The sequence below is a fragment of the Streptomyces sp. NBC_01433 genome, from assembly GCF_026340105.1.
GTDB lineage: Bacteria > Actinomycetota > Actinomycetes > Streptomycetales > Streptomycetaceae > Streptomyces.
Window position 1 is genome coordinate 49,463 of record NZ_JAPEPM010000004.1, and the last position, 14,952, is coordinate 64,414.

The 14,952-nt window shown below is 71.9% G+C and carries 10 protein-coding genes and 1 pseudogene; 5 read left to right on the plus strand and 6 right to left on the minus strand.

Features of this window, described 5'->3' with window-relative positions; all coding sequences use genetic code 11:
• The first annotated feature begins 8 nt into the window (after positions 1–8).
• Both OG413_RS39820 and OG413_RS39825 read left to right on the plus strand, forming a co-directional pair.
• Complete coding sequence (locus OG413_RS39820) at positions 9–1,181, plus strand: pyridoxal-dependent decarboxylase (RefSeq protein WP_266814400.1); 1,173 nt, start codon at positions 9–11, stop codon at positions 1,179–1,181.
• Positions 1,178–1,870, plus strand: coding sequence for an NUDIX hydrolase (locus OG413_RS39825; protein ID WP_266814402.1), 693 nt, complete (start codon positions 1,178–1,180; stop codon positions 1,868–1,870). The genes OG413_RS39820 and OG413_RS39825 overlap by 4 nt, the downstream gene beginning before the upstream one ends.
• A 1,201-nt stretch (positions 1,871–3,071) precedes the next feature.
• On the opposite strand, the pseudogene OG413_RS39830 reads toward OG413_RS39825, so the two are convergent.
• From OG413_RS39830 to OG413_RS39840, 3 genes and pseudogenes are all read right to left on the minus strand, one after another.
• A pseudogene (locus OG413_RS39830) lies at positions 3,072–3,385 on the minus strand (RNA-guided endonuclease TnpB family protein); the annotation flags it as partial.
• Between the two features lie 57 nt (positions 3,386–3,442).
• Complete coding sequence (locus OG413_RS39835; protein ID WP_266814404.1) at positions 3,443–3,784, minus strand: hypothetical protein; 342 nt, start codon at positions 3,782–3,784, stop codon at positions 3,443–3,445.
• Positions 3,781–5,514: a hypothetical protein gene (locus OG413_RS39840; protein WP_266814406.1), complete on the minus strand. Its 1,734-nt coding sequence runs from the start codon at positions 5,512–5,514 to the stop codon at positions 3,781–3,783. The genes OG413_RS39835 and OG413_RS39840 overlap by 4 nt, the downstream gene beginning before the upstream one ends.
• A gap of 181 nt (positions 5,515–5,695) precedes the next feature.
• Between OG413_RS39840 and OG413_RS39845 the strand changes: the two genes are divergently transcribed.
• Both OG413_RS39845 and OG413_RS39850 read left to right on the plus strand, forming a co-directional pair.
• Positions 5,696–6,073 carry a hypothetical protein gene (locus OG413_RS39845; RefSeq protein WP_266814408.1) on the plus strand — a complete coding sequence of 126 codons (378 nt, stop codon included), beginning with the start codon at positions 5,696–5,698 and terminating at the stop codon, positions 6,071–6,073.
• 41 nt (positions 6,074–6,114) lie between these two features.
• Positions 6,115–6,504: a hypothetical protein gene (locus tag OG413_RS39850; protein ID WP_266814410.1), complete on the plus strand. Its 390-nt coding sequence runs from the start codon at positions 6,115–6,117 to the stop codon at positions 6,502–6,504.
• Positions 6,505–6,550: 46 nt separating this feature from the next.
• On the opposite strand, the gene OG413_RS39855 is transcribed toward OG413_RS39850, so the two are convergent.
• From OG413_RS39855 to mobF, 3 genes are all read right to left on the minus strand, one after another.
• Entirely contained in the window at positions 6,551–7,132 is a 582-nt protein-coding gene (locus tag OG413_RS39855; RefSeq protein WP_266814412.1) for a hypothetical protein, read from the minus strand.
• A gap of 522 nt (positions 7,133–7,654) precedes the next feature.
• Positions 7,655–8,902, minus strand: a complete 1,248-nt coding sequence (locus OG413_RS39860; RefSeq protein WP_266814414.1) for a DUF1173 family protein — start codon at positions 8,900–8,902, stop codon at positions 7,655–7,657.
• A gap of 110 nt (positions 8,903–9,012) precedes the next feature.
• A complete protein-coding gene (mobF, locus tag OG413_RS39865) occupies positions 9,013–13,704 on the minus strand; it encodes a MobF family relaxase (protein WP_266814416.1) in 4,692 nt (1,563 codons plus the stop codon).
• Between the two features lie 489 nt (positions 13,705–14,193).
• On the opposite strand from mobF, the gene OG413_RS39870 reads away from it, so the two are divergent.
• The gene (locus OG413_RS39870) at positions 14,194–14,919 is read left to right on the plus strand and encodes a hypothetical protein (RefSeq protein ID WP_266814418.1); all 726 of its coding nucleotides are present in this window, start codon (positions 14,194–14,196) and stop codon (positions 14,917–14,919) included.
• Positions 14,920–14,952 lie beyond the last annotated feature (33 nt).

The following is a 14,952-nucleotide window of genomic DNA, read 5'->3' on the forward strand; positions in this document are numbered from 1 at the left end:
CCGATGACGTGAGCCCCCGCACCGCCCCGAACCTGCCCGATGAGGGCCTGGCCATCGGCTTCCAGCCGTCTCCGCCCGCGGCCGACACCCGCAAGCTGCATCGGCTGTACCGCGCCCTGGACCGTGACGAGCGGCCGTTCCTGAGCTTTCCGGGCCACCTTGGCCAGGTGATGGCAGAACTCGCCCCGCTGCTGGGCATGTTCGTCGATCAGAGGCGCGGCCCGTACTCCCCCACCGTGTTCGACACCGGCACCGGGGAGTACGAGAAGGCGGTGCTCACCTACTTCGCCGCGCTCGCCGGAGCCTCACCCCAGGAAGCCCACGGTTTCGTGACGGCCTCACCGCGCGAGGCGCTTCTGCACGGTCTGGTCATGGCCCGCCGCGGTTTGCCGGAGCCGTCGGTGTACGTCAGCGAGCAGGCCCACTTCGATGTCGTGCGGGCCTGCGAGCTGCTGGGGATGAACACGGTGCGCGTGAACGCGCTGCCCGACGACACGATGGATCCCGACGATCTGCTCCTTCAGACACGGATGCGGCGCGGGGCGGGGGCTCTGGTGGTGGCCACCTGTGGCACCCCCTTGCGCGGTGCCATCGACAACGTGGCCGAGCTGCGCGCTGCGGCCGCCGTGTCCGGACCGGTCCGTGTCCATGTCGATGCGAGCGCGGGCGGGCTGATGGCCGCGCACAGCAACCAGGTGCCGCCGTGGTCGCTCGCGCATGGGGCGCACTCCATCACCCTGTCCGGGCACCGGCTTCTGGGCCTGCCCGCCCCGGCGGGCATCTCACTGGTACGCCGCGAGCAGGACCCGTCTTCTGGGGCCCTGGGGATCCGAATGCCCGACCGCCTGGTGGTCGGCTCCCGCAGCGGGCTGAGTGCGCTGCTGCTGTGGACGCGGCTGCGTTCCCTGGGACGGGCCGGTGTGGCCGCCATGATCGCCCGGTGCCAGGACGCCGCCGCCTACGCGGTCGAGCAGTTCGAGGCCGCAGGAGCATCGCCGGAACGTTTCCCCGACTCCCTGACCATCACCTTCGACCGGCCCCCGAACTGGGTGGCTGACAAGTGGCGCCTTGAGTGCTTCGGGGACCTGGCGCGGATCAGCACCACCGGGCCCATGACGCACACCACCGTCGACGAGCTCGCCACCGACCTGTCCGCCGCCCGCCTGGGGGCTGTCGCATGACCCCCGCCGTGCCGCTGTCCCACTCCCTGCTCACCCTGCCCGCCGAAGTCGGTGATCTGATGGACCACACCCCCGAGTCCGCGTACGCGCACCTGCGCGACACACGCCCCACGTGGTTCCTCAGCCCGCCCGGCGACGGCACGATCGGCATCAGGTGCTGGCCGATGACCGAGGGCCAGGTCCTGCACCGCGACGAGGAGCGGGTGGTGCTCGAGGACCCGGTGGTCCTGCCCGACGGTCAGCACGCACGACGCCTGCGGCTGCTCACCGCACGGCCGGAGCCGCCGGTGGCCGTGCTCCCGCTACTCGACGGCGACGTCGTACTCGTCAACCGGTTCCGGCACGCGGCCCGCACCTGGCAGTGGGAGATCCTCAGGAGCGCAGGAGCCAAGGGCGTGGCCGACGCGGACAACGCGGCTGGGCAGCTGAAGGACCAACTCGGCACGAGTGCCTCGGAAATGATCGGCCTGGGCCAGGTCCACCTCGACCCGGCGATCCTGGCCGAGGCAGTGCTGCTGTACACCGCGCGCATTGACGCGGTGGACGACCTCGCGCACGGCCCCGACATCCGCAGGGTGCGCACCGTCGCCTTCGCTGAGGCGGAGCAGATGGCCCTGACCGGTCAGATCACCGACGCGGTGACCATCACCGCGCTGTTCCGGGCCCGCCTGGCCGGTGTGAGCAGATGAGGGGCCCGATGCCCAAACCTGCTCCGGCAAGCAGCGAGTCTTGGGAGTTCTTTACGGAGTCCTGCCAGGCGTCGGCGGACGGTTTGCCGCGTGCCGCCGTTGAGAGTCCCACCCACCATTTGTTGGCCTTTGGCGGAAGCCGGTGTGGCCCCTGGCACGGCGTCTGCCGGTACCGGTGAACGCGTCTCCTGAGCGTGTAGCCGGGCAGTTGGACACCTCCCCCATCGACAACGACGACTTCCACGTAGCCGTCCACGCGGACTTCCTCTCCAGCCACCCGGATCCCGGCAACCTTCTGTCCTCAGGCGAGACGGACGGGGTGTGGTGCACGGCCTACTTACCCGATGACGTGTGGTGGCACTCGGCAGCGATTCACGAAAGCGCGCACGCGACATTGGCGTGGATGCTCGGCCTGTCCGTCCAGCACCTCGCTCTCGCCCAGGACCGGGCCCAACTCGAAGGCGGCGGGGCGTGGGTGGATGGACCTGCCGATGCCCAGTACTACACCGTCGAGAAACTCGGCCCGGCCATCGCGCAGGCCGACTGGTTGACCAGCCGCGGTTACATCCATCCAGAATTGCGCCGCTGCGTGGAGAAGCTGTCGGGCTCAGGTGACCAGGCCATCGTGGACGGATTCGCTGACCAGGGATTCGTCGTGGACCGAACCCAAGCGCTCGGGGATGCCCGCGAGCTTCTGACGCATCCCCGGGCACAGGCGGCCCTGCACGCCTTGGCCGAACTGCTCCTTGAGGAACGGGGCCTGGACGGCCGACAGATCGCGCGGGTCTTCCATAGCCACCGGCTCGAGCCACGCCCGCACACACGCGTGTGGCGTCCCGGACGCCGGCTGGCCTTGATCGCCGCCCCGACTTCGCCGGTATCTACCCAGCGCACCGAACCTCCCCGGCCTGCCGTACAGGCGCATCAGGAGGAGCCTGAGGTGCCACTGGATCGGCTGCTTGCCCTGGCTAAGCGCATCGATGCTGAATCCCAATCCCGGCAAAGCATTACCCGGACACTGCAGGAGTCCGACAGCACACACGGGACGACGGCCGCTCAGACCCACGCGGAACACCTGCTCAACCATGCACAGCACCAGGGCAGGCAGCCGCAGTGGTGACCGATCGGGTCCCGTCCTCGAGCGGACATCCCGAGCGTGACTCCTTCCCATCATGAATGCATGAATCCAGCATTGCGGCGTCTTTGCCCCGTGACGGGGGTTGGGCACGAAGTCGCCGCTGGAGTCGGCGAGGAAGTTGGCTATGCCCAGGTCGATGCCGGCCACGCGGCCGGTCGCGGGCAGCGGCGCGGGGGCGTCCAACTCAGCGGTGAGGATGACGTACCAGCGGCGGCCCTCGCGCTTCACCGAGATCGTCTTGACCTTGCCAACGACCGGCCGTTGCTGGTGGACCTTGATGTGGCCGATGCCCTGGAGGCTGACACGGGTGACGGGGTCGTGCGGGTGGCATCCCAGCGGCAACCGTCGCCGTCCTTGGGGAAGTCCACGGTGTCGAACCGCTTGGGCGACCGGACACTGATGCCCTGATCCGGCCAACCACCGCCCCCGTGCCTCTACGGGATCGTCGTGGAGTGCTCGTCACGTTCGGCGCCCGGTCGCCGGCTCAGGCAGTCGGCCGCGATGACCAGCGGCATAAGCAAGACCACCGCCACCAGGCCTACGGCCGCGGCCAGACGGACCACGGCTCCCAGCAGCCCGACCAGAACAGTTGCCAGCGGCCACCCCCCGGCCGCCGAGCACAGTGCTATGTAGAGGAGTCCGTGCCCGGCAACGAGGGCGCCGCCGCACACGAGCATGGCCATGGCTGCCATGGCGAGGTGGGGCAGACCGCGCCGGGTGAGCGGTCTGGCCGCGCGCAGCAGCACGGAGATCACGGTACTCAGAGCCCAGTTCACCGGTTCATTCCAGGGGTGGTGGAGCTGGCGGCCAGGGCCTGGGTGTGGGCCTCGTCGTGGGCGGCGGGCTCTGCCGGGTCGGAAGCGTCCGGGGAGGCGGGGCGCGCCATGGCCTCCTGCAGGCGGGCGCGGATGTGCTCCTCGTCGAGGGGAACAACGGCGGCCGCGGTGTGCTCTAGTGCGTCGCGGGTGCGGGTCAGCAGGTCGGTCTCGGTACCGGTGGTGGCCCGGCGGCGGGCGGGCACCGGCTGCTGGAGCTGGTAGTGGAGCTGGCCTTCCAGCACCTGAGCCGCTCGCTCCAGGGTGCCGAAGGCTTCGATGACGCGGCGCTGGGTCTGCGCGGCCGCGACCGGGACGAGTGCCTCGGGCAGGTCGCGAGGGGCCGCGGCGGGGAAGGACAGGCGGCCGAGCGCGTCGTGCATGAGGTGCAGTTGACCCTCGCGTGCGGCCAGGTAGGAGGTCTCGGCGTGCAGCAGTTCCGGGTCGGCGAAGTAGTCAGTGCTGTCCTCGGCCGTGGTCGCGGCGCGCTGCGCGCTCAGATCCTCGACGGCGTCCTGCGCGGTGGCCGAGCTCTGCCGCCAGGCGGCGGCCGGGCCGCTGGTGGCCAGGGGGCGGGCCGGGACCGGAAAGGCGTCCTGAAGCTGCCGCGCCTCCTGCAGGCGCCCCGCGTGCGCGGCCGCGGTGTAGGCACGGACGGTCTCGCGGGCCTGCGCCAGGTGCGCGGTGCGCGGTGCGTCGAGGGCGGGGACGGCGACACCCAGCAGGGCGCCGTCGGATCGCCGGTCGCGCAGGTAGTCGGTGATGTCCGGCTCGAGGACAGCCCGCAATTGCTGGGCGGGCGCATCCCGCAGGGAGATCTGGTCGAGCAGCCAGTCGGCCATCTCCGCGAGCGCGGGGACGTCGGCGGACAGGGATTCCACGACGCGCCAGTCCTCGATCAACTCGGTGCGGGGGCGGTAGACGCGCTCCAGCCGGTCGAGGAGGTCGACGATCTTCAGCCCGGTACTGACCACCAAGTCCGCGGTGGCCTGGTCCTGTTCGCCGTCGCGCTCCAGGGCCTGGGCGAGTACGGAGGGCGGAGGATAGCTGGCCAGGGCGCGCATGTGACAGGTCCAGGCGGCGGCCGCGGCGATCCACCCGAGTTCGAGACCCTGCGGCGCTTCGGCGTTGCGCCGGTAGAACCAGCTGGCCAGAAGGTCGGTGAGCCGGGCCTCATCGTGGGACGGGTCGTGCATCAGCTGGGCGGCCAGTTCGCCGGGGGTGTGCTCGCTCAGGCCGCCGGGATCGGCGGTGATGATGGCCAGGTGCCGTACTCCGTCGTCCAGGCGGAGCCAGCGGCGCAGTGTCTCCTGCCGGCCGTGGGTGACCTCCTGCCGCGCGATGCGCGTGAGGTCGGCACCCAGGCGGGCGATCCCGGTCTCCCCCACCCGGGGTGTCTCGGCCTCTGTCCAACCGGTCGGCTCGCTCCCCTCGGTCACCCATGCCAGGGCGTATGCGTCCTCTCCCCGCTCGGTCAGCCAGGTACGGAAATCGTCGGGGAGGGGAGTGTGCTGCTCGCTCATCGAGGGGACCTTCTGCTCGGCGGTGGCGCCGCGCAGTCCGTGGACGGCGGCTGGCGGCAGCTTGCCCGGACCGAGGATGCCTGCTGGCCTGCTCGCCTGGAGGGTTTCGTCAGGCGGGAGGCGGCAGCCAAGCATCAGCAGCAGCGTCCCGCGAGACGGGACGGGCATGGTGAAAGGGGCCGACGCGGAACGGCTCGGCGCCGTGTCGCGGGGATCCGGCGAAGGAGTTGCTTGTGCAGGTGCCACAGCCGTTTCCGGAGAGGCGGGTCCGGTACACGAGAGGAGAGAGGTTTCGGGGTGTGCTTGAGTAGTTGCAGTTGCACGGGATGCTTCAGCCAGGGGAGATGGCATGTTCGAGGACTGCACCGCTGCCGAGTTGGCCAACGCCCTGGACAGTGTGCGACACGGGTCGCCCGAGAACACCGGCATCCTCTCTCTGCTCGACCAGGCGACGCTCCGCTGGGCCATGCGGCACCCCGAACTCGTCCCCCGACAGCAGGCATTCGCCCAGGCCCGGCAGGCACAGTGGCCTCGCACCCGCAGCGAGACGACCTGGCAAACCGTCGTGGCCAGCGCGAGCAAGCTGGCCACGGCCCTGCGCGAACACGGCGATGCCGAGCTCCGCCTGTGCCAGGAGCGGACCGGCTGGGGCACCTGCCACCTGCCGCTCCCGAAGGACGGGCCGTGCCGATCCGCCGCTGAGCACCTGCCGGCCCCGGCTCACTGACCGGCCGTTGCCTGCCCGGCTGTTGCTCGTTGAACGCAGATGTGACTGTCCTTTTGCACCACCCCGTACAGGATCCGGCCGCTGTCGAGCAGCTGAGCGCGGCCCTGCGGGAGCTCGCCGAGCAAGATCCCGAGCGTGCGTACGGGCTTATCGAAGACCTGGTCTTGAAGATGGTCACCGAACTTCCCGACGCGACGGGAGCCTTCGGCAGGATCGAGCTGCGGGACTACGGGCGGGCGCACACCCTGCTGGACGATGCCGGAATTCTGATCAAGCAGGCAGCCGGTGTTCTCCTGGGACTCCCCGTTGCCGGGCGGAGGGCTGAGCGGGAGATGGTGGCCCAGGCCCTTGCCGCGCCGGACAGGGATCCGGCCGACCGTGCGGAACATCGCATCCACGTGTGGACGAGGCCCAGGGACGTGTCCGCGTAGTCGGGGCGGGAGCTGGTTTATGGGAGCGGCTCCAGCGCGGTCAGCGTCACTGCCCAGAGCGCCGGCGGCGGGGCCGTTGCGGTGCGCGACGGGAGCTCCGTACGGGGGCCGGGGCGCCCTCGGCGGGCGCTGCGGAGAAGCCGCCCGCGATGCTGGGCCGGGCGGGGGACGGCACCTGTCCGGTGGGCGTTCTGGGTGTCGTGGGCGGCTTGGTTGCGTGGTTCGGCCGCGCGGCGCGGGCCAGGACGGTGGCGTTCGGGATGAGCGGCGCGCACATCTCGCAGACCTCTTCGAGGCTCCACACCCGGCTCACGATCGGGTCGTGTCGCAGGATCATCACCACCGTGCCTGCGCAGGACGTCCTCGCGCCGGGATGGGCGCCGCATCGCTGGGCGCCGCAGTGGCAGTAGGCGTGGGGATTGACGGTGGCGACCTTCGCATGCGCGGCGGCGTGCGCTGCGGCGAACCTTCGCAGTGCGGTGAGGTCCGCGGAGCGGGGCGGCATCCGGCACGCTGCGGTGCTGCAGGTGACCGAGGCGACGCGGCCGCTGTGGCCGATGATCCGGACCGTCCAGGCCCGTCCGGGGATGCGCTCGGTGGATGATTCGCTGCTGTAGGCGGTCGTCACGGCCGTCCGTTTCTGGTTGATCGGTGAGGTTGCTCCACTATGTGCTACCCGCTGGGGCGTTGGGCAGCAGATTTCGGCCTGGGGCTGTGCGGGGTCCCAGGCGCTGAGTCGGGCACCTTCACCGGTGTCCCATCAGACGGCCGCCTCGGTCCGGGGACCAGGTGCAGCCCCGCGGGTACCCGGGCGAATGGCGGACTGTGGGCGCACCCTGTGATGCAGTGTCTCACTGGCAACGAACCCGGAGATGGCCTGGTTGGATGCCGTCCGGCTGCTGATGCAGGGTGGCCAGGTGACGCGGCAGGGGTACTCGGCACGACGAGCAGGCTCTGCGAGCAGGGCTCCACGCTGGCCGAGGTCACCGCGCATGTCGTGCGGTCGGCGATGTCCCAGTGGGAGGACGACGACTCCTCTTCACCCGTGCTGGATGAGCGTGCGTCAGTTGCTGGTCCGTCTCGACGCGCCGTTGGTGGACAGGCTGACGTCTTGAGTGGGCCTCCGCGCCCACCGGTGCTGTGCCCTCCGTCAGGCGTTCGGTCGGGAGCCGTGCTGGCCGGAACGCGTGAGTGCGGGGAGCGGCTGGGCGACGTCCCACTCGATGAGCTGCCCGCCTTGACGCTGGTAGAACTCCCGCTTCTCTGTCTTGCGCCGGTCGTAGGCTTCCCGGCCGTGGATGCCGTAGACCTCGACGTATGCCGCGGGTGTCATGTCAGTGAGGACGAAGTCGGGCAGGACAGCGTCGGCGGTGTCGTAGCGCAGGGGCTTGATGAAGGCGCGGCGGCAGGCGGCGAGGGCGTCGGCCATGACCACCTCGTAGGAGGAATCGGCGGGAATGTAGGCGGCGGTGGTGAGCATCGCGGCCAGGTCGACGGCGATGAGGTGTCCCTTGGGGCTCCGCTCTACGACGAACAGGGCGACCCGTGTGGCGCCGTGCCCGGCGGCTGTCTTGCCGAAGGCATGTCGGTAGGAGCGGATGGCCCTCGCGTGCAGAGCCGAGCGGGCGTAGAGCGGGGTGCGCTGGTGGGCGAGGCGGTAGGCGACGCCGTGTGGGGTGGGTGCCACCTCTTTGATCTGTCCGAGGATCAGGGCGCGCCGTTCGGTCGTGCCGTGACGCCCCAGGCGTGCGCGGAAGGCGTCCAGGGCTGCGGTGTTGGCGTCGGCCGCCGCGTGGGTGAAGGGCGGTACGACGTAGAGCGCCTCGTCCATGCCGTGGCCGTTGATGGTGGTCTCACGCAGTTGTTGGCGCAGCCGGGCGTGGCACGTGCGCCAGGTGAGGCGCCCTGTCTGTGGGTGCGAGACGTTGAGTCGGGCCTGTTCCCAGAGCCAGTGCAGCAGTCCGAGCAGGCCGACGGAGCGCCGCGAACCGGCGTCGTCGCCGGTCTCCTCCGGCGCGGCGTCGTGGGTTGCAGGCTGGGCCAGGGTGCTGGTGAGGGGTGTAGCCAGGCGGATGGACACGCCGTGGTCGGTCTCCCGGATGGCTTGTGTGCTGTAGCGGTCGCGGCCGGACAGGCCGGGCCCGAGTTTATGGAAGGGGCAGGTGGGGTCGTGTTGTTCGCCTTCGCCAGGCCAGCCCGCGACGTGGTAGCGGCCCGCCCGGGTACAGCGGATCACCAGGCGCAGGGCGGGACGGCGGCACAGGCACCGGGCGTGGCCGACCTCGGCCCGGGCACGGGCGAACAGCGGAGCTGCCTGGGTGGAGTGTTCGCGCAGCCAGGCCAGTTGTACGGTGCGGCCCGCCAGTTGGATACATCCGGGGCCGTTTGTGGGTGTCATGTTCATCTGCCTTCAGCCGAGGGGGAGCCCGCGCCATGGGCTGAACTTCAGGTGCGGGGGTGTCGGTGCAGTGCGTGTCCGGGCGGCGTTGAGGCCGCGCGGTGTGGTGTTCAGCGGGTCGGGGGCCGGTGGCCGGGGCCATGTGTGTCGGGCGGGGGCTGCTGGCGCAGCGGCGAGTTCGGCGGCAGGAGGGCCGCGCGGTCGGCGGCGGTGCGGGCCCGCATCTGCTCCAGGCGGCGCTCGACGCGGGCATGGGTGTACAGGTCGATCGCGTCGGTGAGGTGGTCCCATTCCTCGCCGTCGAGGCCCGCGGGGCGCGGGCCCAGGACGTCGGGGCCTGCGCGGTGGTGGCGGCGCCGGTAGTCGCCGATGCCGGTGAGGAGCTTGGTGTAGGCGCGCTGCTCGTCCTCGTCGTCGTCGCCGGGGGCTGTGATTTCCTCCATCCAGGATTCGGGCAGGGGCTCGCCGGCGAGGACGGCGGCCAGGGCACGCCGCGCGAGGCGTGCATCGAGCGCTCCGTAGGAGAGGGGGGCGACGCCGAAGGGGTCGCGCAGGGCCGGGTGGTCGGGCAGGGGCCCGGTGGGCGGCGGCGTGTCGAGGTGGCTGAGGGTTGCTTCGATCATGACCGAGGCGGGGGCGTCGGGTGGCGGGAGGTGCACTGGGCGGCGGCGTCCGGACAGGGCGCGCACCCGGGCGTCCAGGTCGTCCCAGGCCGCGGCGTCCTGCGAGTCGGCGGGGCGCGGGCCCAGTCCGGGGGTGCCGGTGATGGCGTGGCGGGTGCGCCACAGTTCCACCAGTGCGGCGGTTGTGGCCCACGCGTGGCGCCTGCGGGGGGCGCTGGCGGGTGGCGGCGGGCCAAGAAGGCGGGCCCAGGCGGGCGGGGATCCGGCCAGGGTGTGGCCGCGGTCGGCCAGGGAGCGGGCCAGGATGCGGTGGCGCTCGGCGAGGTGTGTGACCCAGTGCTCGGGGGTGTCGGCGTGGACCAGGGCATGGGAGTCGGCGACCCAGTCGGGTATTTCACCACGGTAGTTGGGGCGGTGTGGGGCGTGGTCGGGCAGGCGTTCGCGCCACCGCAGCTCGGCGTAGATCTTGTCGGAGACGGCGTCGGCGCGGGCCAGCGCGGCACGCGCGGAGCGCTGGCGATCGGCCGTGGCGGTACGCCGGGTCGACAGGGTCCGCCGGATCGCGGCCAGTGAGGTGGCGCCGGGGGCGGCGCTGCTGGTGGCCCGCTCGCGCTGGAAGTCCTCGCGGGCGGCGTCGCGCCAGTTCAGGGCGCGGCGCAGCTGGGACTCGCGGGTGAGGGTGGCGATGACGTGCCGGGCCGTGTCGGAGAGCGGGGTCCTGATTCTCTGGGCGCGGCGGATCTGGGTGCGTACAAGGGCCAGTTGGGCGGCGAGTTCGCGGCGGGACAGTTCTCCCATGGGGCGCTGGTCCCAGGGGGGGTGGGTGTGGCCGGCGCGGGTGGTGACGTCGGTGGGCAGGTGGGTGAAGGCGGCGTCGGCGGCCTTGAGCGCCTCGCGGGCGGTGGCGCGGTGGGAGGCGGCGAGCCGGGTCAGGGTATGCAGTTGGGTCAGCGTGAGCCCGGCCAGGGGACGGGGTCGGTCCTCCTGCTGGGCTTCGGCGGCGTCCTTCAGGCGCTCGCGCAGCCGCCAGGTGAGCACTGCGGAGGGGTCGTCCGCATCGGCGAAGCCGCGCCTGGGCACGGTGGCGGACAGCAGACGGGGCAGGTCGAATCCGGCCCGTTCGGCGTCGTGGAGCGCGCGGATCAGGGCCGGGTAGGCGTCGGCGGCCATGAACCAGGCCGCCCGGTCGGTGCCGAGGGTATGTGCGAGAAGGCCGGTCAGCCGGGCGGTGGTGGCGCGCTCGGCGACGTCGGCGAATTCGGCGGACAACTGCCCGGGTGCGGCGACTTCTTGCTGCAACGCGGCGATCGACTCGGTCGCCGACAGCTGGGCGCGGCGTCTGGCTGCTATCGAGGCGAGGACGTCGTCCAGGCGGTCGCCGTCCTCGATCGCGACGTAGAGGCGGTTGGTGCGCGCCCCGCGGGTCAGCTGGACGTAGACGCCTTCGCGGTTGGAGCGGGCGGAGGCCAGCGCGTGCGAGGTGTCGACCGTCATGCCCTGGGAGCGGTGGATGGTGGAGGCGTAGCCGAGCTCGCACTGGGCGGCCATGTAGTTCGCGGGCAGGCGGATGCGGCCGCCGTGCTGGGTGTGGCGGACCACCACGTCCCCGCTGGGCAGGATCTGCTGGATGGCCCAGGTGTCGCCGTTCTTCACGAAGTCGCGCCCGCCGCGCACGGTCATGCGCCGCCGGTTGAGGCGGGTGACGATGACGTCGCCGAGGTGCGCGTGCTGCCCGGCCCGCAGGGCGGCGGACCGGGTGGTGTCGACGGTCCCGGCCTCGATGTGCCAGGCCTGGGCGCGCAGGTTGAGCTCGGTCACGGTCGCCGTGTCGGCGGCCGTCATCAGCGAGGTGAGCCCCTTGCCCAGGTCCTTGGCCCAGGCGGCGAAGACCATGTCGCACATCGCTTCGTAGTTTCCTGCGACGATCCGGCCCTTGTCCCGGTACCAGTCGAAGGCGGCCCGGTGGTCTTCACCGTCGCGAAGGACAAGGGAGGCGTCGGCCTCCCCGGCCACCCGGAAGCGGTGCAGCTGGTCGAGTTCGACGGCGGCGCCCGCCCGGGAGATGAGCCGCAGGGCTCCCCCGGCCTCGACGGCGGCGAGCTGGTGCGGGTCGCCGAGCAGGCGCACTACCGCGCCGGCGGCAGCCGCATCCGCGAGGATCCGATCGAGCAGGAGGGTGCCGGCCATGCCCGCCTCGTCGACCAGGACGACGTCGCCAGGTCGTAGCTGGAAGTCCTTGCCGACCGTCTTTCCGTCGGTCGCCCGGCCGCGCTGGTGCAGCCAGGAGTGCAGGGTGTGGGCGCGCGCATCGAGGTCGCCGCCGAGGACTTTCGCCGCGCGGGAGGACGGGGCGAGCGGGATCAGCCGGCCGCCGGCCGCGTCCACGGCCTTCGCCACCAGACGCATCGCCGTCGTCTTTCCGGCCCCCGCCGGTCCAAGGCCGGCCAGCAGCAGCTTCTCCGACAGGACGAAGGAGGAGGCCAGCGCGCGCTGTCCGGCGTCCATCGGGCCGCGGTTCAAGGCGGCGATACGGGCGAAGGTGCCGCGCCCGACCGGCGGGATCACGCTTCGGCGCGCGGCGGCCAGGAGCCGGTTCTCGGCCGCCAGAAGGGAGTGGGTGGTGTAGGTCTGCGACCCGATCGGCCGGTAGAGGGATGTGCCGTCTGCGCGCTGCAGCTCCGGGTGCGGCGGGTTGATCTCGGGCGGGGTGATGTCCAGACAGTCGACGTGGGCGAGTACCCGGTCGGTGATCTGCTCGGCTGCCTGAGGTTCAGCGGTGGCCCCGGCCAGGGTCCGCATCAAGTAGCGGCGCGCCTCGGCCAGGACGTGGCGGCGTCGGAAGGTCGTACGGCGCTCGCAGACCGCTGCCAGGACTTCCTCGGCCGCGGCGGCGAGGTCGAATGCGGCTGGGGCGGGCCGGGCTTGGGCGGCGGCCTGCGCGGTAGCCAGCAGATTGTCCACGGTGGCGCGGTCGGTGGCCGCGATCGCCCGGCGCCGCCAGTCGCCGAGCAGCTCGTTCAGGGAGCGGGCCTGACGCTTGGGCGGGCGGGTCTTCACGGTCGCCTGCCACTGCAGCCGGGTACGTGCGGGCCGCCCCGGCTGGCGGCCGTGGCGGCGCCGGTAGTCGTCGAACAGGGTGTCCGCCATGGTGCGCACTGCGTGGGAGCGCTGCGCGAACGCGGCGCGCAGACGCCGGTCGATGCCGACGATTTGCATCACCGGCCGCTGGCCGGGGGTGACCTCGACCTCTTCGGCGGCCAGGCCCAGGCGGGAGCAGACGAGCTCGAGGGAGCGCTGGTTGAACAGCTCGCTGGCGACCACGACATCGCGCAGCAGGAGGCGGGAGTCCAGGTTGCGCCATCGGCCGTCCGGCCCTTTCACACGCGGGGATATGACCGCGTGCTCGTGCACCATCGGATCGCCCGCACGGGATTCGTAGTGGAGGTAGACGGTCGCGAGCAGGCCGGGCTCGGCCCGCTGCTGGGCCACGCCGCCCGGGCCGGTACGGACCGCGAGCGCATGGTTCTCCAGCCAGGACATGGCCTCGGAGCGTGCTTGGGCCAGGACCTCAAGGACGATCCGCCGCACCTCGGGGCCGCCGAGCGCGAACAGCAGCGACAGCTCCTCGGAGGAGAAGGTGAGGTCGTAGCCGGTCAGTGCACGGCGTTGCGGGCCGGTTCGCGCGGCCAGGTACCGGCCGAGCTCGGCGCCGTCGGACGGGGCCCGGTGGTACTCGGCCTCGAAGGCACGCGCCGCACACTGCATCCGCAGGTTCTTCGTCTCAGACTTCGTCAGCGGGCGGCACAGCTGCTCACTGACACGCGCGAGGGCCTCCTCGATCTCCTTGTCGAGCGGGGAGAGTTCAGCAAGGCGCGGTACGGCCGGCCCGAGCTTGGCCGCCTTCATGGCCCGCTTGAGGGAGGCTCCTTCGCTCAGTTCGCGGGCCGCGATCACCTCGGCGTCGGGGTGCATGCCGAGTCCGAACAGGGCCCGCATCTGCGTGTCGCTCACGATGCCGGACAGCCCCAGAGCGCGGGCGGCCTGCCCGTGCCACACGCCGGGCGGCACCCCGGGCACGCTGGAGGACACCGTCAGCTCGGTGCCCTGAGCACCGTCGCCGAGGGCGATGTTGCGCCGGTAATAGCGCTCCCGCCCCGCGGTGAACGCGTTCGCTGTCATCCCCACGACGCCAGAAGATCACCGCGTTACAGGTCGGTGCGGGCCATGACCGGTGCGGAGCTCCGAACCTCCCAGGGCTCGAAAAACAACCTTCGAACGCGTCCCGCCCCAAGGGAAATCGGCCCTTGAGCACGGTGGCGCGTCAAAAGTGCCAGAGGTGTACTGCGACCGACCTGCCACCGGCCGGCGGCCACACACCCTCACCGTCATCGGCCCTCACCACCGGCCCGGCACCCGTGGCACCCACACACCACCGGCACCCACCGGCACCCCGGTTCAGGCAGCCCCCTCACCAGGACCGCCCCCGGCCGGAGCCCTCTCCCCCGCCGGGTTCGGACGTCGTCCCGTGAGCAGGACCGGGCGCAGCGACGGGTGTGCTACGGCCTGGGACGTGAACGGCTCCAGCGGGTTGGCAGGTGTGCGGGCGGCTGAGACTGGCGTGACGCGGCCCGCCACGGGGGTGGGCCGGTCGGCCGGGAGGTGGCTGCGGTGGCGTCAAGCCGGACCAAGGGCAAGGGGAAGAACAGCGAGCTGCTGGCACGCCGGAAGGCGGCGTTGGAGCGTGCTGCGGAGCGGATGGCCGAGCGGCGGCGGGTGGCGGAGGAAGCGGAGGCCGAGCGGCTGCGCCAGGAGGCGGCGTTCGATGACCTGGTGGCGGACTTCGAGTTGGCAGTGGAGGACGAGGCTGTGGCGGCCTCCGAGGTGGAGGAGGAGGTGGCTCGGGTGCGTGAGCGCGGCCAGGTGCGGATCGACGCGGCGAAGGTGGCGGCGGCGCGGGTCGTGCTGGCGATGGGCAAGGCCGGGGAGACGGTGGCCGGGTGCGGGCACCGGCTGGGTGTGGGGGCAGAGCGGATCAAGGAGCTGCGGCGGCTGGGGCGTGAGGACTCGGCCGGGGAGGGCTCGGAGACGGCACTGGGGAAGGTGAAGGCGGACGCCTCGGAGAGGGCGAGGGTGCCGGAGAAGGCGAAGGCGGGCGGGCCGGGCGGGGAGCAGCAGCTTGATGGTGTGCGGGCGCCGGGGCAGGCGGGCGCGGTGTCGCGCGGCGAGGGTGCGGCTGCGGCCGCCGCTCCTGCGGTGACTGCTCCGGCTGCTCCTGCGGTTCCTCCGGTCGCTCCTGCCCAGGATGTTCTTCCGACCACTCCGCCGGCCGGGCCCTCGGGGGCGCCGGGAGGTGTGGGCGGGGCACGGCCGGGGTGGCCGGAGTCGTCGCGGTGAGGCGGGGTGCGGGTATGGAGCGGCCCCGGCTAC

Excerpts from the sequence above, each read along its gene's own strand:
- OG413_RS39825 (WP_266814402.1), top strand. The coding sequence starts at position 1,178 with ATGACCCCCGCCGTGCCGCTGTCCCACTCCCTGCTCACCCTGCCCGCC.
- OG413_RS39840 (WP_266814406.1), bottom strand. The coding sequence starts at position 5,514 with ATGCCCGTCCCGTCTCGCGGGACGCTGCTGCTGATGCTTGGCTGCCGC.
- OG413_RS39845 (WP_266814408.1), top strand. The coding sequence starts at position 5,696 with ATGTTCGAGGACTGCACCGCTGCCGAGTTGGCCAACGCCCTGGACAGT.
- OG413_RS39860 (WP_266814414.1), bottom strand. The coding sequence starts at position 8,902 with ATGACACCCACAAACGGCCCCGGATGTATCCAACTGGCGGGCCGCACC.
- mobF (WP_266814416.1), bottom strand. The coding sequence starts at position 13,704 with ATGACAGCGAACGCGTTCACCGCGGGGCGGGAGCGCTATTACCGGCGC.